General features: G+C 47.9%; 20 protein-coding genes. 10 read left to right on the top strand and 10 right to left on the bottom strand.

Annotated elements, in window-relative coordinates:
* Positions 1-3 precede the first annotated feature (3 nt).
* The 4 genes from VGS11_11875 to VGS11_11860 are packed head-to-tail and all read right to left on the bottom strand — an operon-like array spanning position 4 to position 2,187.
* Positions 4-492, bottom strand: a complete 489-nt coding sequence (locus tag VGS11_11875; protein ID HEV2120783.1) for a hypothetical protein — start codon at positions 490-492, stop codon at positions 4-6.
* Positions 489-830, bottom strand: a complete 342-nt coding sequence (locus VGS11_11870; GenBank protein ID HEV2120782.1) for a hypothetical protein — start codon at positions 828-830, stop codon at positions 489-491. Before VGS11_11870 ends, VGS11_11875 begins: the two co-directional genes overlap by 4 nt.
* On the bottom strand, positions 827-1,888 hold the full coding sequence (locus VGS11_11865) for a hypothetical protein (protein ID HEV2120781.1): 1,062 nt from the start codon (positions 1,886-1,888) through the stop codon (positions 827-829). The genes VGS11_11870 and VGS11_11865 overlap by 4 nt, the downstream gene beginning before the upstream one ends.
* Complete coding sequence (locus tag VGS11_11860) at positions 1,888-2,187, bottom strand: hypothetical protein (GenBank protein ID HEV2120780.1); 300 nt, start codon at positions 2,185-2,187, stop codon at positions 1,888-1,890. Before VGS11_11860 ends, VGS11_11865 begins: the two co-directional genes overlap by 1 nt.
* A gap of 676 nt (positions 2,188-2,863) precedes the next feature.
* Here VGS11_11860 and VGS11_11855 point away from each other — a divergent pair.
* The 5 genes from VGS11_11855 (at position 2,864) to VGS11_11835 (ending at position 4,523) form a co-directional block, all read left to right on the top strand.
* Entirely contained in the window at positions 2,864-3,364 is a 501-nt protein-coding gene (locus VGS11_11855) for a hypothetical protein (protein HEV2120779.1), read from the top strand.
* 119 nt (positions 3,365-3,483) lie between these two features.
* The gene (locus VGS11_11850) at positions 3,484-3,705 is read left to right on the top strand and encodes a hypothetical protein (GenBank protein ID HEV2120778.1); all 222 of its coding nucleotides are present in this window, start codon (positions 3,484-3,486) and stop codon (positions 3,703-3,705) included.
* A gap of 1 nt (position 3,706) precedes the next feature.
* Positions 3,707-3,901: a hypothetical protein gene (locus VGS11_11845; GenBank protein ID HEV2120777.1), complete on the top strand. Its 195-nt coding sequence runs from the start codon at positions 3,707-3,709 to the stop codon at positions 3,899-3,901.
* Between the two features lie 169 nt (positions 3,902-4,070).
* Positions 4,071-4,337 carry a hypothetical protein gene (locus tag VGS11_11840; protein ID HEV2120776.1) on the top strand — a complete coding sequence of 89 codons (267 nt, stop codon included), beginning with the start codon at positions 4,071-4,073 and terminating at the stop codon, positions 4,335-4,337.
* 42 nt (positions 4,338-4,379) lie between these two features.
* Complete coding sequence (locus VGS11_11835; GenBank protein ID HEV2120775.1) at positions 4,380-4,523, top strand: hypothetical protein; 144 nt, start codon at positions 4,380-4,382, stop codon at positions 4,521-4,523.
* Between the two features lie 185 nt (positions 4,524-4,708).
* Here the strand turns inward: VGS11_11835 and VGS11_11830 are convergent, their stop codons facing one another.
* Both VGS11_11830 and VGS11_11825 read right to left on the bottom strand, forming a co-directional pair.
* Positions 4,709-4,954 carry a hypothetical protein gene (locus tag VGS11_11830; GenBank protein HEV2120774.1) on the bottom strand — a complete coding sequence of 82 codons (246 nt, stop codon included), beginning with the start codon at positions 4,952-4,954 and terminating at the stop codon, positions 4,709-4,711.
* Between the two features lie 218 nt (positions 4,955-5,172).
* The gene (locus VGS11_11825; GenBank protein HEV2120773.1) at positions 5,173-6,801 is read right to left on the bottom strand and encodes an HNH endonuclease; all 1,629 of its coding nucleotides are present in this window, start codon (positions 6,799-6,801) and stop codon (positions 5,173-5,175) included.
* A 117-nt stretch (positions 6,802-6,918) separates the two neighbouring features.
* Between VGS11_11825 and VGS11_11820 the strand changes: the two genes are divergently transcribed.
* Together VGS11_11820 and VGS11_11815 are read left to right on the top strand one after the other, a co-directional pair.
* Positions 6,919-7,104 carry a hypothetical protein gene (locus VGS11_11820; protein ID HEV2120772.1) on the top strand — a complete coding sequence of 62 codons (186 nt, stop codon included), beginning with the start codon at positions 6,919-6,921 and terminating at the stop codon, positions 7,102-7,104.
* Between the two features lie 98 nt (positions 7,105-7,202).
* On the top strand, positions 7,203-7,910 hold the full coding sequence (locus tag VGS11_11815) for a hypothetical protein (GenBank protein ID HEV2120771.1): 708 nt from the start codon (positions 7,203-7,205) through the stop codon (positions 7,908-7,910).
* Between the two features lie 46 nt (positions 7,911-7,956).
* Here the strand turns inward: VGS11_11815 and VGS11_11810 are convergent, their stop codons facing one another.
* From VGS11_11810 to VGS11_11800, 3 genes are read right to left on the bottom strand one after another with little or no spacing between them, the layout of a single operon-like run.
* Positions 7,957-10,503: a DUF499 domain-containing protein gene (locus VGS11_11810; GenBank protein ID HEV2120770.1), complete on the bottom strand. Its 2,547-nt coding sequence runs from the start codon at positions 10,501-10,503 to the stop codon at positions 7,957-7,959.
* Positions 10,500-13,172, bottom strand: a complete 2,673-nt coding sequence (locus VGS11_11805) for a DUF1156 domain-containing protein (GenBank protein ID HEV2120769.1) — start codon at positions 13,170-13,172, stop codon at positions 10,500-10,502. The genes VGS11_11810 and VGS11_11805 overlap by 4 nt, the downstream gene beginning before the upstream one ends.
* Positions 13,173-13,209: 37 nt before the next feature.
* Positions 13,210-16,509 (bottom strand): helicase-related protein, encoded by a 3,300-nt coding sequence (locus VGS11_11800; protein HEV2120768.1) that lies wholly within the window; start codon positions 16,507-16,509, stop codon positions 13,210-13,212.
* A 156-nt stretch (positions 16,510-16,665) separates the two neighbouring features.
* Between VGS11_11800 and VGS11_11795 the strand changes: the two genes are divergently transcribed.
* From VGS11_11795 to VGS11_11785, 3 genes are all read left to right on the top strand, one after another.
* Positions 16,666-17,028: a hypothetical protein gene (locus VGS11_11795; GenBank protein HEV2120767.1), complete on the top strand. Its 363-nt coding sequence runs from the start codon at positions 16,666-16,668 to the stop codon at positions 17,026-17,028.
* A gap of 82 nt (positions 17,029-17,110) precedes the next feature.
* A complete protein-coding gene (locus VGS11_11790) occupies positions 17,111-17,419 on the top strand; it encodes a hypothetical protein (GenBank protein ID HEV2120766.1) in 309 nt (102 codons plus the stop codon).
* Between the two features lie 17 nt (positions 17,420-17,436).
* Positions 17,437-18,321 carry a DUF4231 domain-containing protein gene (locus tag VGS11_11785; protein ID HEV2120765.1) on the top strand — a complete coding sequence of 295 codons (885 nt, stop codon included), beginning with the start codon at positions 17,437-17,439 and terminating at the stop codon, positions 18,319-18,321.
* 3 nt (positions 18,322-18,324) lie between these two features.
* On the opposite strand, the gene VGS11_11780 is transcribed toward VGS11_11785, so the two are convergent.
* Entirely contained in the window at positions 18,325-18,789 is a 465-nt protein-coding gene (locus VGS11_11780) for a TIR domain-containing protein (GenBank protein ID HEV2120764.1), read from the bottom strand.
* Between the last annotated feature and the right edge of the window lie 169 nt (positions 18,790-18,958).

Here is an 18,958-nt window from a genome sequence, read left to right as displayed (position 1 = left end):
AATCTACTTTTTCGGAGAACCTCGTGTTGAACTTTGGGCTACACGAGCCGATTCCGATTCTCTCTCCAACCTATCAATAGTGTCTTGCTCTTTCCGAGTCATAGGAAAAAGTCGTCTAAACCTACCCGAGCGAGAGTCACGATACACAACTTGTCCCGTCTTCTTGAGAGTTGTTTTCTTAACGGCAAGTTCTCGCTCAAGCGTCAGGTTGACATCTCTGACGATTTCATCCCTCTGCTCGTCAGACAGAGTGTATACAGTATGCTCCCGAAGCTCTTTCAACGCTTTATGACTTGTCCAACCACCGTGCTCACGACCCCAATCGTGAATCTTATCGAAAACGGAGTCAACAGAAGAATCCTCGTATGGACCCGCGGATGGTCTGAAATACTCGTGCGCTTCTTCAAGTGACCAACCGTCAAGTTCTCGCTGTCTCGATTCCCGTGTATGATAGATTCTCGAAAACTTTGAGCCACCTACAACACCCGTCATTCCTCGAACCCCTTCTCCGCTTCTCTGATTCTTTCCTCAAGAGTCAGAATATCTTCGTGCTTCTCTGAGACAATCTTGGTCTTAGTCATTACCGAACTGACGTAACCAAGAACAATGTCTTCGCCGACAAATTGCAGATAGAAGTCAGAATCACAGCGTGGACACTTGAAACCCAATGGAATCTCCGTGATTCGAGCACAATTCTTCGTAAAGTTGTAACGCTTGCAAATTGGACACTTGAAAGAAACGTAACGCCCTTTCTTGAAATGATACTTCTTCCTCAGTGCTTTTTCCTCGGGAGTTTCGTTGGGAAGTCCAATAGTATCTCCAAATGTCATTGCCCTACTCCCACTCCCGCATCATCTCTGCCTTTCATCTCAACAATCTGCAAGTCAGAAGTAGAATCCTCTTCAACTTCGTCGGCTGATTCGAGAACGGTAGACTTCTTTTCTACGCTCTCGTTCTCTTTCGGTCTTCTCCAAAGTGGTTTCTTCGCCTTAGCAATCAAGCCACATACATTCGTGTCGAGATAACCGAGAACAGCGTAAGCACGAACCATGTCCTCGAACATTCTCGGATTCTGAATCTCTCCGTAGAGAGTCTTGTAGATGTCAAAGATTCGCTGACTCTCTTCCTTCGAAATGTGCACTTCAGACTCCTTCGGAGTCACAATTGGAATAGTAACGTCGGATTCTTTCTCAGCGAATCCAAGAATCGAATCAGATTCTTCGTTAGTGACCTCGTAACGCATGATTAGACAACGGTCACCGAGTGCTTGACCACGCTTCGAGCGAGTAATAAATTGCGGAGAGTCCATTGTTGCGATAATGAAGACGCTCTTCGACAGAATCTCAATCTTTCCCTTCTTGACACGGAAGTAAGTCCCAAGTTGACCATGTGAATTCTTCTTCTGTAGAACTTCGTAAGCGGTTTGTCGAGAGAAAGGCTCCCACTCCATCACTTTGAGAAAGCCTTGAGATAGTTGTCCGTGTTCGTCGGGTTGGTATTCGTCAATCAAAGCAACACGTCGATTCGCTTCCCAGAAGAACGGAGTCGTAGCGGTCTTCGTTTCCTTTTGAACTGCTCCAATCGCTCCCGCAAACGTCAAGTCTTCTACACGAGCACAGTTAGAAGAATTGATTGCATCTTCGACTGCCTTCAGCATTGACGATTTGAAGTTGTGAATCGGTGAAGTTAGAATGCCGTTAAGTGACGCACGTTTCAAGACGTGAATTTGTCCACGACTGTCAACGTAAGTAATTGCAGTTAGCAATCTCGAACCAATAATTATTCCGAGCAAACGTTTGACCTCTTCAAACGTCAATGGTTGGTAGAACTTCTTGTAACCCGACAACGGTCGCTCTGACCAGTTCGGTCGATTATCTCTTAGCGGCATCAGCTAACTACTCCTTCTTCGGGAGATTGTGCCAAGATTTTCGCAACAACTTCCCGTTCTCTCGAATCAACTCCGTAGAGTTGCAATTGTGAACGGAGACACTTGATGTTGTCCAATTGGTGACGTGAAAGATTGTTCTGAAGTGAAGAATTGCCCCTAAGAATCAGAATGCCACAGAAATTACACATGATAGCCTTTCTTGAGTCGAGGAGTTGCTGAATCTCTTCAACGGAGTAAGTTCTGTAACCGTTCTTCGTAGCCTTCAGATTGTATTCGTCCACAGTGTCTTCCATTGTCATTGCTCTACAACCCAATAATCAGAGCGTGAGCGAATTATAGCAGATTGACCTCTAATCCGCTATTGTTCACTAATCGTTCCCTGAGGACTAAGTCGAACCTTCTTTCCGTTCGAGACTCCGACTCTCACGAAACCTCGCTACAAAAAGTGAAATCGCGAGCGTGAACGGTGATTCTTGCGAGCGTGAACTACTCTCAATTTGTAGGGCAGTCGGAGACATTTATCCTTCAATCTGGCGACCAATCGACGAATAGACACCCATTGTGAAGGAATAATTCGAAAAAGACCCCTACTCTCATGGACCATAGAATGCGGTATCATTTTCGCGTGTGTCACTGCAAGTACTACTGCATACGGAGAGCTTACCACGTCTACCTGACTAATTGGCTACTCCGAGAATGGAAAATCGACAAATCCAGAACGTCGGTCGCACAATTGAACGAATTACTGAGAATTTCGTGTGTGTGTGTGTCGATAATCGGGTTCGTGTAGAGGAATGATTAGGTAGGTTGTACGTTTGCACTTGTCCTACTCCATAGGAGCGCTCGTAACAATCACTACTACAACACATAGAACACTCCCCCAACACACACACGGTAAGACTTTGATTCTCAGTAGTTCAACAAGTCGAAAAGGATACCGAGTTACAGAGTGCTCGGAATCGGTGTAATTTTCGGTTGGCGACCTATGTCTATTGTGCTACCGAAGAGGAAGTCAGGCAGGCTCGGAGAGAGGCAGAGGAAATTCACCAACTCGATACTGATGACACTTCAGTCGAAAGAAGCACTGAGAGACAGCAAATCGAACGAAAATTCAAAGGATTCTTGGGAGAGTTAGTTTTGAGCAGAGTCAACAAGTGGAAGCGTAATCGACCTCACGTCTTACTGTTCGACGCTGAAGACCCAGAAGACGGCAGGAAGATAGATGTCAAAGTTCGGAGCAAGTGGTTCACCGAGGAGATACCCGTCAAGCCAAATTCTGACTTGGCAGTGTTGCTACGCTACTTCAAGAACGAAGGGCAACACCCACATTGGAACGCGACCGGACAACGGTGCAACGAGATAGGACATCACTGTTTCCAAGTCGTCAAGTCCTTCGAGCGGTCCTACCTTCAGAGAGGGGTTGGAAAATCTTCATCACAGAGGAATACTGGCAGGCACAACTCGAAGACAGGCTGATTAAGGACAAGCCTCGATAATCGAGCGTCGACCCTCGAAGCTGTAACTTGGACCTACAACCGTAGGTTTCCGGCATGCCTATATTCGAGTCTGGACACTCTATTATCGAGGATGGAAGATTGAAGTCTAAAGCTCAACTTCAGGCAGAACTGAAGGAACTGCAGGAAGAACTCGAACGACAGAAGCTTGAGAGACAGGTCAAAGACCTTCGTAGACAGGTCAAGCCTTCGAAGCTAACCAAAGTAGCGCATGGACTTGTCTTCGTCGGAAGCGGAATCGTTGCAAGCTTCAGAGCGTTCGATGACGGACTGAAGTGGCTCGAACAAGAAGCGGACATGTAGAATGTCGTCAACCGAGAAGCTTGTTGCAATTGGAGCGAGTTCAGTCTTAGCTCTGAATGCATTCATGCTTCTACTTGACGAACGGTTCGCAATATTCCCGTTTGTTTTCGGATTCGACATTCGCTACGTCTTGACGTTTGTAATCGTTGGAATTGGAGCGGTCGCTTCAGTAGTCAAGAAGATGTTCAAGAAATGATTGGTCTATTCTGGCAGATTCTTATTGCGGTTCTGAGTGTAGACGTTGTTTTGTTCCTTCTTCGAGAAAGGATTGCTCGCTTCTTTGCGTCACACGGATTCTTTCTCAGTCATTCGGAGTCACTACCCGACTTCTCTGAGTTGGACAAGTGGAGGAAGTGAATTGAGACATGAAGCTTTTCATCAAAGAGACAGAGATTATCCGTGTCCTAGAAACCTTCAACGGTGACTTGTATTTTATTAGTGAATCGAACGGTGACGAAATCTTCTGTTACGCGAGACTCTATTCAATGCCTGAGTTTGCAGAGTGGGGATACAACTCGTTGAAACATCTTCAGAGCAATTATGGTCGAGACAAAATCTGGGACGTGTCGAAACAGAACTGGTCAAACCTTCTGACTTACAACGTTGAAGGCTTGAGGCTCGATGGAACATGAACCTTTTATCTTCGATAATCGACAGTCGATTTGGCGAATCCTTTGAAAGTCGGACAGAAGGAAATCACGGTAACACAGTTCTCCACAAAGTGTCCTCAGTGCGGAAAGGAGCTAACCGCTCTCTCAGAGAAGAAGTTGGCTTACAGCCTGAAACTGCACAAGAAACTGAGTCACGGTGAAACGTAATGCCCCAGATTCCACCGCACTGTTTCTACTGCAAGGCTGTCGGTTACTTAGTTCAGGTTGACTCGTGGACCGAAGACGAATTGCCGATACTCGTTTGTCGGTTGTGTTTGAGAGTCGGAATCGCAAATGGTAATATTGAACAGTTCAAGCAGAGAGCAGTCGAGGCTTGAGCGCCGAGAGTTAAATCATCTCTTCTCCCTTTCTCTGCTTCTCTCGTCCAAGTATCTTCGATAGTTATGCCAAGTGTCTTCAAACATCATTTCCATTGTTTTCAAGAAGGATGTCTTGGTAATCAGTTTGTGATGCCACTCGCAGAGATATAGAACGGTGTCCTTCTCACCTGCTTTCAAATAATCAGTGTAAAGCATATGATGTGGTGTTGCTTTTCTATCGCAAGAAGCGACTTGACAAGTCTTCTGAACTATGCTCAATTGTGGGTCGTTTTATCCTCTACCTTTTTTTCTAAGGCTTCCGGTCGTTTGAATTAGCTACCCACTCGTTTCTTCGCTACTTTCTTAGGAATCCATCTCAGCCAGTGTCCGCAGCTGGAGCAGTATTCCCCTTTGTGCGGACCACTCGTTCGTATCTCTATGGCGGCGCGCTGACCACAGAACCTACACTTTGCTGCCATCTAACCTGGAACTCTTGTTTAGCGGAACCTCGACTCGAATATTGTATTGAAAATCGTGTTATCATCTAAAGGTGGAAACAACTTCTCCGGTCTGTCGGGCAAACGACCCTCAAGAAGAATCTGCTTCCAATCCTTCTGCTTCGTAGACTCAATCGCTTGAATGATGTTCTTGTCGTGTTTCTCAATCCAAATTTGGTGGTCGCGGACCACCCCAAACATTCTGCGAACTGCCTTCCAATCCTCTTCCTTGAACTCTGCCCAGAGAGGTCTCTCGTCACCCCATTCCCTAGTAAGGTACCTGTTACGCGTCTTGAGCAGTCGTATGACCGCCATCTTGAACTGAGTTAGCCACACTATCATCGCAGCCTGGCGGCATATCCGATATGCGGCTAAATGGTTATTTTCAATAAGGTTCGGGTCGCTTGACAGTTGCTCTTCGATTCGATAGACGCCTTTCTCAAACTTGTATCGGTTTTCAAGAATCTCCTCAACGAATATGTCCATAAGAGTCGAAAGATTTCTTCGTTCGAGCTCCCGGTAATCGGAGCTTACGCTGAGGGGCTCTTCCGCTGATTGAAGGTAGAGAAATCGAAGGAACGTTTTCTCAAGGGTATCGTACGAAATCGGGAACTTGCGCGACCGGGCGCTGATTGTCTCGACGTAATTTAGAATCTTGTGTCTCTGCCCTCCGCTGAAGAGGGCCGCGTACTTAACGAAATTCTTGAGGTAGTCCCTGTAATCTTCTCCCGTTTCTGTTCTGAACAGGAATCTTTCTTCGCTGTCCGTTGGGGTGGCAGATGACTTGAAGGCGTCGAAGCCAAGTTTGAAGATATCATGACCAACCTTATCTCTTATCATGTCTGGAAAATGAATCTGTGCCACAATTGTGTGCGCCCTGAAATTCGCCGCTTTCAGCTTGTCAAGTGCGGCGTTAACAAAAACGCGGACAAAGAGGCGTTCCTTCCGGTTGAATAGTTGGGCCGCTGCTTTGTGTTGCCCGTCGAATAGCAGAACACGTCCTCTCCCTTCCGGGAAGTTAAATTCCATATGACCTAAACTTGGCTGTAACTGAGGGTATCCATCGTAGAACTCCTCAATCATTGGCTCCAAGTCTACCAGAGACCTGGGATTGATGGAGGAATCATGATACAGAAGTTGAAAAGGTATCAAGCCGGTGAAAAAAGTGAACCCATGGTCGCCGTTTTCGGTGTAAAGCTTGAAGCTCTCGGTTACTGAGATGCCGTCCTTGCCTCGATAGGATAGTTTGATGGCACTATCATCTATCCTTGCCACAACCTCTTGTCTCTGGGGTTGCAGCTTTTCCAAAGCATCGCCGACGGTGAAATCCTTGTTAACGTTAACGTAGGCGTCTTTTAGCAACCTGAAATCGTAGATGTATTGCATTAACTGGAGGTCCCGGGCTCCCTTCGACCTGTTGCAAGATTCATGAGTTAGGCCCCAGTTTTGTTCCTCGTCGGGACCCACTCCGAGCTTCTTGATGTGGTCGATATCGACCTTGTCTATCGTCAGGTTGATTTCTCTACCGCAGATGTAGCATTTTTGGCCTTGCCTCGTGTGCAGTCTTCGGATTAGTTCTCTTTTTTCGCCCTCGGCTAAAGAATCCAGTTTACTTTCGAGACGAGGCATGATAGAGTGCGTGCCTTCGTGTCCCTATTCAGATTTTCCCCTTGCGACTTGTCCAGAGAAGCAACAGTCCCTAGAAAAAGGATTACCTGTTGAGGATTTATCCTGGTCGCGCCTCGATTGAGTGAACCAGTATTGAGCATGACAAAGGTTCCAGGACCTGTGGATGAGGCAATAGGCCGTAGGCTTGTTTTGACGAAACAAGTCTTCTACAACGCGGTCTCATTATCGAGGGATGTCACTGACATCAGCCGAATACTAGCCATCCTTCAGTTGGACTTCAGCGTCGAAACTCTTCTGAAATAGTTGTATCTGCATTAGGACCCGCAACTCGCTATCCAAGCCCGCAAAGAGGATACACCTACAAAATTCCCCAACTCGACGCCCAGAAATACGACCAAAGGATGGACTTTCCGCGACTTTTCGATGAGGTAGTTGCTCTATACAGAGACCCCGACAAGGGCATCTCGAAGGACGGCCCACCGTTACGAACAGAGGTGCAGAACCTTCACGACCTAAGGAACGACGTGCAGCATCAAGGAACTACACCTTCGGCCGAAGACGTGAGCAAGATGACAATTCAAGCTGAAAGCTTCGTGAGAGCCGTAATTGGGGACGTTTTTGCTAAGGATTTGGACGAAATTCTCCTAAGCGATATGATTCCTCATAAGGAAATGAAGGCTTTCATCCGAGAGGCTGAGCAGAGCCTTGCATCCGGCAAATACGAGGAAAGTTGCATCGCGTCAGCAAAGGCCTTTCGGACTTTAATCCTCCTAGAGGAGAGAATTGAATTTGAGAAGGGAGGCGGCTACGACAAGTTCCCGTCAAGATTTAACGTGGATGAATTGGACAGGTTGGTAAGACGAATCGAAAACCTTGAGGACCAAGTCTTGGTATTCTCCATCGGAGCGGATTACAGGAGATATCTGAGATTCAAAGAGAAAACACCGACGATTGTTATCACAGCAGGTGGCACCTACAACGTTCATGGAAGAGAAAACTGGAATCCCTCAAAGGAGGATGCCATTGAAGTGTTGGATTTTGTCTTTTCAACCGCTATGAGATGGCTGTCGACAACTCCAAAGCTTCCAGAGATTCCGGAATTTACCTGAGGCCCACTGTTTCAAAGCGCCAAGATGGTCAAGCAAAGCTATCTTCCTATTCCTTTTGATTAGCTTCCAAACGAATTCCCAACTGCCGAAGTGCTTCTCTTATCTTGCTAGAATATTCCTCCTCCGAAAGTGAACCATCTTTTGCTCTGAGTTCCAAGTCCAGAGTTTGGAACTTGCTTTGAAGGTAGTTCATTACACCCATGACTTGAGAAACCTTCCCTCGTGGTATTCTGAATCTTAAATCAACATCCTTCATGATACGTCCGATTGCAGGCGAAGAAACGCCAGTCTGGTCAGTGCCTCCAAGAGTGTCAATAGTCCCTTCGACCGTGGGAGCTGAGGGCTCTATGCCTGCGCCATCTCTTTGCGCAGTGCAAACGATGTCTCTGATTAGTGACTCGGTTTCCCCAAAAGATATGACCGGGTCTTCTTTGAAGAACTGGCAGACCAGATTCCCACTCTCTTTTACTTCTCCTAATCCAAAGAGTCCCTGGTTCACGCCTTGCCGAATACTATCTTCAAGGACCCCAGAGTTGACCACCCGCCTTTCTCCAGGCGTCTTAGACATGGCATCCCTCAACTGACGCAGATTTACGAAGTCTCGTTCCTTCAGGTATTTTTCCTTGATGATAACCGGGGCGATTTTCTCAAGTAACTCTCCCTCTGCCAGCAGCTGCTCGTAGACTTCCTCATCGATTTTCTTGTTCTCACCATAAGTAGGGATTCCAATGTCAATTTCCTTCACTCCGTCCTTAGCCGGTGCGTAAACTAGACGGTAGGTTCGCCCCACAGCATCCTTCAGGTTTTCGTTCAGCCTTTCCAGGTTTTTCCTAATCTCTTTTCTCTGGTCATCAGTGAGTCTAAGAGTCGTGTCTGCTGAGATTTGGTCGTACGCAATTTTTCGTTTAACCAACTCTTGGAACGATGCTTTCTCGGCTTCAGAAGGACAGAGAAAGAAAACTGTGTTCTTGTGAATTCTTGGAGAGTCTCCCTTAGTTTCAAGGATTCTCTGCATGAAAGCAAGGTCCTTGTCACGAGCTATTACCAACTTCAGCTCTTCTGTGTCCGGAATGTCCTTCGGTTTGTCGGGCCATGGCCAGACCTTGAGCTTTCTTCCGTCAATCTGCTCCCCAATCAGATGTCTTTCTGCATCAATGGCTTCTGCAGGCTTGATGTTCTCCATCTTGGTGAGCAGTATGCGATTCAGGTTGGGTTGGTTGGAGAAGAAGTATTTGTCATTCAGGCTCTGAAGAAAGAAGAGCTTACCCTTTAGCTGCTCAAGGGCTTCAGTCACCACGCTGGATGGATTCTCGGTGGTAGTCGCTTCCCGTTTGATTTCGCCAATGTGTGCTCCTTTCTCCGGGCCCCCAGAGAATGAGTAGAGGAAAGTCGTTGTTGCTGCTCTTGTTCCGAGTGTTAGACCCTGGAAGGACGTTCCGATGGTTCTGTCGATGACTTTGGAGCCTGAGTCCTTGTTCGTTATGTCTTTGGCGATTACGCTGTCGAACTCTGCACCTATGTGTTTTATCAGTTCTCGCTTGGTCTCCTCATTATTGAGGTCGAAATCTGCCAATGAAATGTAGGGCCTCCCACTCATCTTCAACGAGTAGATTACGAGCGAGAGGAGTCTGAGGACGCCCCTAGTCCTCTGAAATGTTGGATAGCTTCCCCAGCGATGATACAACACCTCCACTACCTCCGGCATGAATGGGAAGGATTCAAGGAAGCTTTCCCTATACTCGGACGGCTCTTTGCCAGCCGGGAGTACGCTTTCTTTCTCCGCATAATCCACAAATTCTGAGACAGTTGTCCTGGCTTTTGCCTCGTTAACCTCGGAAAATAATCTTCTTCGAATAACCTTGTTTATCTCGTTCTCTTGAACCGGTGTGTATATTTTCTCAACTCGACCCGCGACCTTCTGAAGTTGCTGGAAGAGTCGCTCGGCCTTTTCGTCATAGTGTTCCAGCAGACTGGAAGGCAGCGTTATGACCACACAGACCTTGTCAAGAGTGCCCGCGACCTCGGTTAATTCTTGCATGAACGCAATAGTTTGAGCTCCCAACGTAGTGTCTTTGACAGCAACCCCAGCAGCCTTCGTGGTGTATTCTAGGACCTCGTCCATTAGAATCAACACAGGTTGGTTTTTCTGAAGTACCTCTCTCAAAGCCTCGCGCCCTGGAGACACATTCCCCGACAGTTTTCTGACACTACCGGTAAGTTGCTTCTCGATAGTTCCCCAAATCGTCTCTTGAGGACTGAGGGCGGTCCCGACGATTACGACGGGCTTGGCCTTCCATTCCTTGGCTCGGTGGAACATTGCAATTAGCGCGTGAGTCTTGCCGCCTCCGAACGGTGTCTGAATTTGAATGACAGGGTCTCCACGCTCTCCTTGTAGTCGCTTTCCAACCACATCGAGCAGATTCTTCAAACCCTGGGTAAGGTATGTCTTTTTGAAGAAAGTCGTCGAGTCACGATATTCTTCTGGTGCCCTACCCTGGTATGTCTCCCAGAGGTCTGCGGCGAAAACCTCCATAGTGAGTTTGCCATCGAGAATGTCTCGGTGAGGTACTGCAATGGTGTGAAATGGCTTCATTCAAACAGCTTCGTCTGTTCGGCTTGCCTTCTAAGGTCTTCTGAAATTCTGTTTCTGCCTTGTAGAAATCCTTCCAACAGTTTCTTCTCTTTGCTGCTATCCGGGAGCGAGTGCAAGATTGCGTCTGCGACTTTGTAGAAATGGTCTCCCCTACCAAACCCTGCCTCTTTCAGCACACTGAGGACATCCTCGTTTTTCCCATTTTTCCAGAGGATGAGAACCCTGTGCAAAACGTCAATTAGTTCCTTGGATTGCCCGAGCTCTTCCGTCTCTCTATCTTCCGGACCTAAGACACAAACGAACTCTTTGTCCTTCAGAATGAAGCCTTTGTTCCATTCCCTTGCAAGGTCTATTCCAATGCCTTGGGCCAACTTCCCAGCGTCATCGTACTCCATTGAGGCTTCTCCGTATGCCCATCTCCACAGAACGTAGAATCTCGTGAGAGGGCTTATTTCTCCAACGATTCCGTCATGAAGAACCTGTTTTACAGCATAGTCAGTTACTATCCTGCGAACATCTTCAAGAAGCCTAGTCACTTCGATGGCGTTGCCGGCATCGTCGATAATCCTTTCGTACTTACCGAATACCTCGATGGCTGAGCCTATGGCTGCGATAAAGAAGTCTGCTCCCGAGATGCCTTCATTCCAAAGCCTGTCAAGTTTCTCGTTAAGATGCCGCTGTAGGGCATCCTTCACTTCTTTGTAAAATCCGACTTGCTCCTTACTCAGTTTTCGAGCGACCATGTAGATAGATGATGCCAAAGCTGCGCTCTTCATAGAACGCAATCTTCCCGGTCGCTCAGTATGTATGGGCCAAGCTCCTGTGACGACGAGTCCAGAACGTAGGAGGGAATTGACGAGGGTCTCCCACCCTGCAGTGGACTTGTGAGCATAGACGATAACCGAGATACCTTTCGGTTTCAGAACTCGGTTTATCTCCGCGAATGATATTCCCAGCATCTGGTCGAAGAACTTCTTCCCCTCTTCGAAACCTCCCTCGATGTTTGAGTAGACAACAATCTCTTGTCTCTTAGGTGCCAAGGGAGTCGCGAAATAATCTGGATAGAGGTGCCCTATGGTTCGCTTCAGCCAGACATAGAAGAAATCCGAAAGGTAGGAGTACGGCACATTGTCATAATAGGGAGGGTCCGTGAACACTGCGTCAAAGAATTCGTCTGGGAATGACAAGGAAGTTGCGGACGCTTGGTTGACCCGTGGAACAATAGGCTGTAGTTCGGGTGGAAAAATGTTCGAACAATGGTCGATTACCTCTCCAACCCACTTCTGCATATTCAGCCACCCAACGTCTGTAAACGGATTCACTTCGACATAATCCCAAATCATCCCGAGGGTCTGTCGCCCGAACACGTGTTCGACAGTTTCACGAATTGAGTTGTAAAGAACGAGGGTTGAGTTCTTGTCAGCAAGCCTGTCCAAAATGACTGCTAGATAGGTCGCTATTGCGAGGGCGTATTCAGCGTCGTATCTTTGTTCCAGCATATGCGAGTGCGCGCGGCGGACCCGTTCTGCGAAGCATATCAGTGCAAGTTTCTGCCTATAATTGAACAAGTCGCCCCAAGTGTTCATGTTGTAGTTTCTTATCGAGAATGCTCGCTCTGCACCTCTTCCTTTCCCTTCGGGAGTTGCCTCGTCTGGAATCGGGTCTACTCCCCACTCCTTTTCAAGCAGCTTGCATTTTTCACTCAGAAAGCCGTGTGCTTTCTCAAAGACCCGGTTGTCTTCATCGCTTGCTATTCGGAACTTCCTTCCTGCACCCTCGCTGGCGAGTATTACGGCAACCATCCTCTCATCGGATTCGCGTTTCTCGAAGAGCTTTCTGGTAGTGTCACCATCAATGCGGGAGTTGCAAATCAGACATGTAACGACCGCCTTGGAAACAGTCCCATGTTCAGGGTCAAAATTCGCAGGTTTATTGGAGTAACCAGTTCCGATAATTCGAAACTCGACCAACTTCCCAGAAACGTGAGGATAGAGAGAAATTTTCCTTCTCGAATTATTCGCTAGCCAGAACTGCCGCAACAGGGGAATCTGGGCGTGACATGAAGGGTTCTGACAAGGAATAGTTCTGACCCAGACGTAACCGACGGGGATTGAACCATCTCTCTCCCTAGGATAGAATCTTTCGAGTTCTTTCCTAGTATCTTCTAGAATCCAACTTCCCCATTTGTTGACGTCGCTCAGAAGACTGTTCGCCTTCTGTTCGGATATCAGACCCTTGGCAGTCTTCGATACTCTATGTCCGAATTTCTGCGGATACTCAAGTGTGCATCTTAGAATCAGCGCAGCGACAGGGTTGTAGTCGCTGGCGTATGTTTCGCACCCCAGACGAAGGGCTTCCAGTGGAATTGAGCCTCCTCCTGCAAATGGGTCCAGAACCTTTGGAACCATGCCACCGTTAGCCTCAGAAATTGCCTTTCTGGCCTCAGCAAGGAGAGTTTGGTTGAGAGAGTTTTCCCACTTGCCGAGTTCGACTATCAAGTCCTTTGTTTTTTGCCTTCTTTCTGGATTTCCGGACGCAGAGATTAGCGACGCAAAATTCGTTGCTCTCGATGCCGCTAGCGGACGCCTAGCCCACCATGTATGAAGGGTCGATATGTGGCCGTGTCGAATACTCTTTTCCCTGGCCGACTCGTCACCAATTTCTTTTATCGGGAACGTTTCCTCGATAAACCGTCGGTCTTGAGCTCTATCGTGATTTCTGTTCGATTTCTGAAGCTGGGATAATGTAGCGCACCACTTCTATCTTCTCTTCCACCTTGAGATTTCGGGCCGGGTCTTGTACGACTCTGGGCTTGGCGTTAGGGTCCTTGGCTGCATTCCAGACAGCGTAAAGATAATAGTCGTTGCCTAAGCGTTGTGCCTTGAACCACTCGTTTTGCGTCAGAGCGACAGGTCCTATACCGGCTCTGGCCTTGACCTCAACGTAGCGGGTCTTTCCTTCTGGTTCTTTTGAGCGGATGTCGAATCCGAGGTTTTCCTTCGACACGTCCTCAGGCTCTCGATGAGCTTCTCTCTCGTACCTCATTGCAATCTCCATTCCTAACCGTTCTATCTCTTCGTCCCGCTGCATGGCCTCACCAACCTGGAGCGCTGGCTTAACTCTCACAGTTCCTAGAAACACGGGCATGCTCATGGTGAGGTTTCTTTCTTTACTGATTATGTCCTGTAGCTCCTCTCTACCCTTCTCGTATTTTCTCTTCTGCTCTTCCTTGTTCCTGATGGCCAGGTCTACGTTGGCCCCTGTGTCCTTTCTGTTGTAAAGGCCAATTAGGTCACCGTCGAGCCCGATAACGAGCTGGTCGAGAGACTTGACGCCATATTTCTCTTTGATTTGAGCCTGGCGGTTTCGGTCGGTCTGCAATTTGCTCATGTAGGTCTTCAGACCAGAAATGACTTGTTGGAGAACTCTTTTCTTGAGGTCATCGACATCGCCTTGCACCCCTCCGTCTTTTCCCTCAGATAGGTCCCACATAATTGTCGGAGATATCGTTCTGATTTCTGCGGTTCTCGAATCGAAGTAGTAGGCGAAGAGCGACTTTCCCGCAATTGAACCTGTTCCATCTTTTACCTCGCCTTCATAGAACAGAACGTAACCATCGAGGTTCCCTTCAGGGTCGGTAAAGACCGCACCCTTCTTCAGTTCGGTAGAAAGCTCCCTGTCAACCCACTCTAGAACCGCCTCGAACAGTGGGTGGCCGAAGGAAACGAACTCTACGTCCGGGTTTCTGAATCCGATGTCTTTGTCGAAGGTTATCTTAGGATAGGCTTTGAGCAGCGGCCCATATCGTTTCTTGAAGTTGTCCTCGCCTGCGATTGTCCTAATTTCATACGGTGATGACTCTATTGCAAGATACTCGTCTTTGCGCTCCCTTAGCTTTCCGCCGGCCCTGAGAAACGCTTTTTTGAAGAACGATTCTGTGTACTCTGGAATGAGTCTGTTTTCCCTGGCCTTCTCTGCCATTTCTTTTAGACGCGTGTAGTCAATGTATCTCGTTGCAAGGCTTTCTCCAAGATTCTCCTTGACCCTGGAGATGTATTCTTCGTCTATTGTTATGTCAATTTCCTTCAGAATTTCGTTGATGTCTCTCGCGCTTGCGGCAGCTTCTACCATTAGTTGGGACAAGTTCTTGCCGTAAAGAACCTCGCTGATAACATCGAAGACTTTGTCGCTCTTGAGCGCGTTTCTGATTTCATTCAATTTCTCGAACAGCCTGACGAGCACCTTACCCTCTCGGGTGTCTTCTGCTACAAGGTTGAAGACGTAGACCTCTTTGGTCTGTCCGTATCGATGGATTCTGCCCATTCTTTGCTCTAGACGATTGGGGTTCCATGGAATGTCGTAATTTATCATCAGGTGACAGAATTGGAGATTGATTCCTTCGCCTGCAGCTTCCGTTGCCACCATTATCTGAGTCTCGTTCTTGAATATCTTCTCTGCTTCGACCCTGTCCTCCAGTTTCATGCTCCCGTGTATAGTGTTGATAGAATAGCCCCAGGCCCGTATCTTCTTCTCAAGATATTCCAGAGTGTCCTTTGCTTCTGTAAAGATGAGAATTTTCTTCTTCGGAAACTTCTGTTTGAGCTCCTCCATCGTCCGTTTAAGTTGATTTACCTTGACCTCTGACTCCTTTTGAATGATTGACCGAGCCTTCTCGATGAGGCCGCTGATGGTTCTAATTTCTGCTTCGAGTTCTTGCCTATTTTCTGCAACACTAAGCGTTTCCCAGAGCTCCTCCTCCTGCCATCTCTCTTCCTCGCTAAGGTCTTCCACCTCTTCAAAGTCGAACACGTTCTCTTTGGGCTGTGATTTCTCGGCACCTTTGAGTAGGTCTTCCAACCGTTTCTTTCTCCGCTCCAGCGATTTCAGAATCGCGAATGTGCTTGAGGCCAAACGTCTCTGAAGAATCACAAGTGCAAAAGCAACATTCCTCCTCTTGTCGCTCCTCAGTGCTTTGTTGTATTGCTCCTTGACATACCGAGACAACTCATTGTATAGTGTCTTTTCGTCATCGGAAAGTCTGAAGGGTACAGTTTTCACATATCGAGGAAGAAAGAGCGGTTTGCCCTCAAAGTCCTTGAGGTCTTCCTTCATTCTCCGAATAAACAGCGGATTGTCTTCGTTCTCAATCGACTCTTGGAGCATCTCCGTTGTCGCAAAGAAGCCTGGCTCTAGCAAGTCCATGAACAATCGGAAGTTTTCAGGGTCGCCTCTGTGTGGAGTAGCCGTCAGAAACAAGAGATGGGGGGTGGACAACTTGGAAAGTGCCTCGCCCAGTCGGTACCTGTTCGTTTTCACGGTCTTGTCCCCGTACCTATAGGCACTCATCTTGTGAGCTTCATCGACGACGACGAGGTCGAACTGTGCTGAAGACAGCGAAGGCAGAATTTCGTCTCTCTTGGCGAAATCCATTGAAGTGATTATCTGGTTCTCTCTTTCCCACACGTTTTCGGCATAATGGGCTCCCAACAGCCCTCTATCGATGACAACAAAGGTCTCTTCGAATCTGTCCTTTAGTTCTCTCCTCCACTGGTCCTTCAGATGACCCGGAACAACAATCAGGATTCTCTTTGCAAGTTTCCGGAGTTTCAGCTCCTTGATAATTAAGCCCGCCATGATTGTCTTGCCAGCACCAGGGTCGTCTGCAATTAGGAAGCGAATCCTAGGCAGCTTCAACACATAGCCATAGACCGCTTCTATCTGATGCGGTAGTGGGTCCACCTTGGACGCGTTCATCGCCAACAGAGGGTCATAGAGTGAAGCGAATCTGTATCGCTTAGTCTCAAGCGCCAGAAAGACTTTCCAGGGTTCGCTCCTGAAGTCGGTTCGTATGGTCCTGATTTGGATGTCGGAGAGCTCGCTAACTGGAATAAGCTGGTCAATATGCTGGCCAGTAGTCGTAGTTGCGCCTACGATGTGAATGTAAGTGCCGTCGTTGTCTATCTTCTTCACTTCAACAGGCTCAGGCCATTTTGGCCCACTTATCACCGTGCCGGGTTTGACTTCCTCAAGCTCGATTATCTACGCCATCTCCCAGATTTGACAGCAACTTCGAAGGTCGAGTGTCGTTAAGATAAGGACTTCTAGCTTTGGCTCTGTAAGGCCGATTCGTAGCTTCTCCCCAAATAGCAGTGCTGGATTAGCTTGGCCCAAATGAAACTCACACGAGCACCAAGAAGAGTCTGGATATACAGGGTTTCGAGACCCTATCGAAAGGGAAGAGCCAGGCTGATTGCAGGAGTTGACTTCGACCATCCAGAAGCATCTAACGTTATGGGATATCTTAGGTCGGCTTACTTTCGTAGAGGGAAAAAAGTGCGCCCGTACCCCGAGTTTTGGCTTTCACTGGAAGAAATGGACAAGCTCGGAGTTTTATTGGTATTGTCAGCGAGATTCTGGGCAAAGACCAGGGAGAAAGGGACAAGCGTCTCGCGTAGAGAGGTTGAAGAGTTCCGTAGGTTCTGGGAGACGTTGGAATCGCAATGGCCGAAAATTCGATTGGCTTGACCGAACTTAGGGTCAAGAACGAGAGCCAAGACGAATGGTTCTCAGAAGGGTTATTTGGTTACGTTTCAGTCACTGCGTCTATATGGAACTGCGTGAACTTCAACAAGTTCAACAGGAACACGATAGAAAATTCCACAAGGACGTTATGAACTGGGAGAAATCGAAGCAGATTGAGCACTGTGCGTTTCATCTCAACAAGATAGCCGGCTTGTTCAGTACTTACTGCGAGAAGATGCATCATGGAGAGACATATGATATTGACAAACTTGTTTCCGACAGAATTCCTGACATTCTAATCTTTGCTCTCAAGTTTGCGAACATGTTCGACCAAGACCTGGAAGAAGTCTATCTAAACCGCATCAAGGCTGTTGAGGCAAGACGTAAGCTCTGACCTTCGAGTTCACACAAATGGAGCGTTCCAACTACCCGGCTACCTATCGGGCGATGTCGGAAGCATCAGCCAATAGTCAACGTACTCATTTTCGTCTTCTCAAGCTTCAGGTTGCTATTCTGTTTTCTATCGTTATGATAAGCGCAGTCAATTGGCAGTTGTTTCCAGCCTTCAGAACGGTCTCCATTGTTGCAGCTTCCTTTCTGATTGTGCTGACCTTCGTTCAATTATTCGCCCAGATTCAGAGGTACGATAGAAGATGGTTCGTGAGTAGAGCGGTTGCGGAGTCAGTGAAGGTCCAGATGTGGAGATTCATGATGAAGGTGTCTCCCTATCAGGATTCTGCAGATACGTCCACCGTAATCGAGCATTTCGTTGCGGACGTTCAGCAGATGCTCAAAGAGCAACAGAATGCAAGGCTTGTGGCTGGGTCTACGCCCGTGCAAGGGACTGAAATATCTCAATTCATGCTGGACCAGCGCAACAAGTCTGTTGGAGAGCGACGTGACCTCTATGTTATGGGCCGCATTCAGGACCAGAAAGATTGGTATTCGAAGAAGGCGGTCTCAAACTCCAAATCCTATAGCAAATGGTTCGCGGCAACTTTCGTGTTACAGGGCGGGTCCGGAGTGATGGCGCTATTGTTCACGTTGTTTCCTGGGTTTCCATTCAGCCCTGCAGGTATTGTCGCAACTCTGGCAACCAGCGGGATATCCTGGATGAACGCGAAAAGTTACCGAGAACTCTCGCAGTCATACGGTTTGATAGCCCACGACCTCGCGGGTTACGAGTCAGTAGCACGAGAAGCCGACTCACAGGAGAATCTTGAGAAGCTGGTTTCCAACGTCGAAGGTAGAATTAGCGGAGAGCATACCTACTGGAAGGCAAGGAGGCTTTTCTGAATACTACCTACATCCACTTGCGCTCACCGAACGTGCGGGGGCTGGACCAAGTTCAGGCCTCCCTGCGATTAAAGCCGCCTTCTCTATCTCATCGGAGAATGTATCAGGGTCCCAGTTGATTACTTTTGCACCGGCATCTTTCAATGCTTGCGGAATAGGCGCATCGTCTTGACCCTTGAGTCGGATTCCTATTATTCCGTTACCCCTCACAACGCTCTCCTCGATTTCCCAAGGAACCCAGGTACTTTGATGAGTTGTCTGCCCGATTAGAACGGATGTTACCGAAGTACCATTCAATCGTTCCCTGATACTTGATTTGATGTACTGCGGGTCCCGGCTGTCTACTGGACTGAGCAGGTCACGGGTTACGAACTCGAAATCAACATTCGGGTTCCATTGAAGAAGCTTGAATCCGCGAGCTTGGTTGACGTCTTCGTAAGCAGTAGAGATGAAAACTCTACGGGGCATTGGCTGTTTCTCGTTCGTTGAGCAGTCACGTTTCCTAATGAATGTTCTGGACAGCTCTGAAACACTATCTCCATCTTCCTTATACCAATCGCACGGTAGCTGGGGAGCTAATGGTCCCTTTTAGGCCTGAGCACTCGGAGTCAGATATTCGACCTCCAAATCCGCCTTG

The sequence above is a fragment of the Candidatus Bathyarchaeia archaeon genome (genome assembly GCA_035935655.1).
In the GTDB taxonomy this organism is placed as follows: Archaea; Thermoproteota; Bathyarchaeia; order 40CM-2-53-6; family 40CM-2-53-6; genus 40CM-2-53-6.
This window is presented reverse-complemented; position numbering and strand designations above follow the sequence as displayed.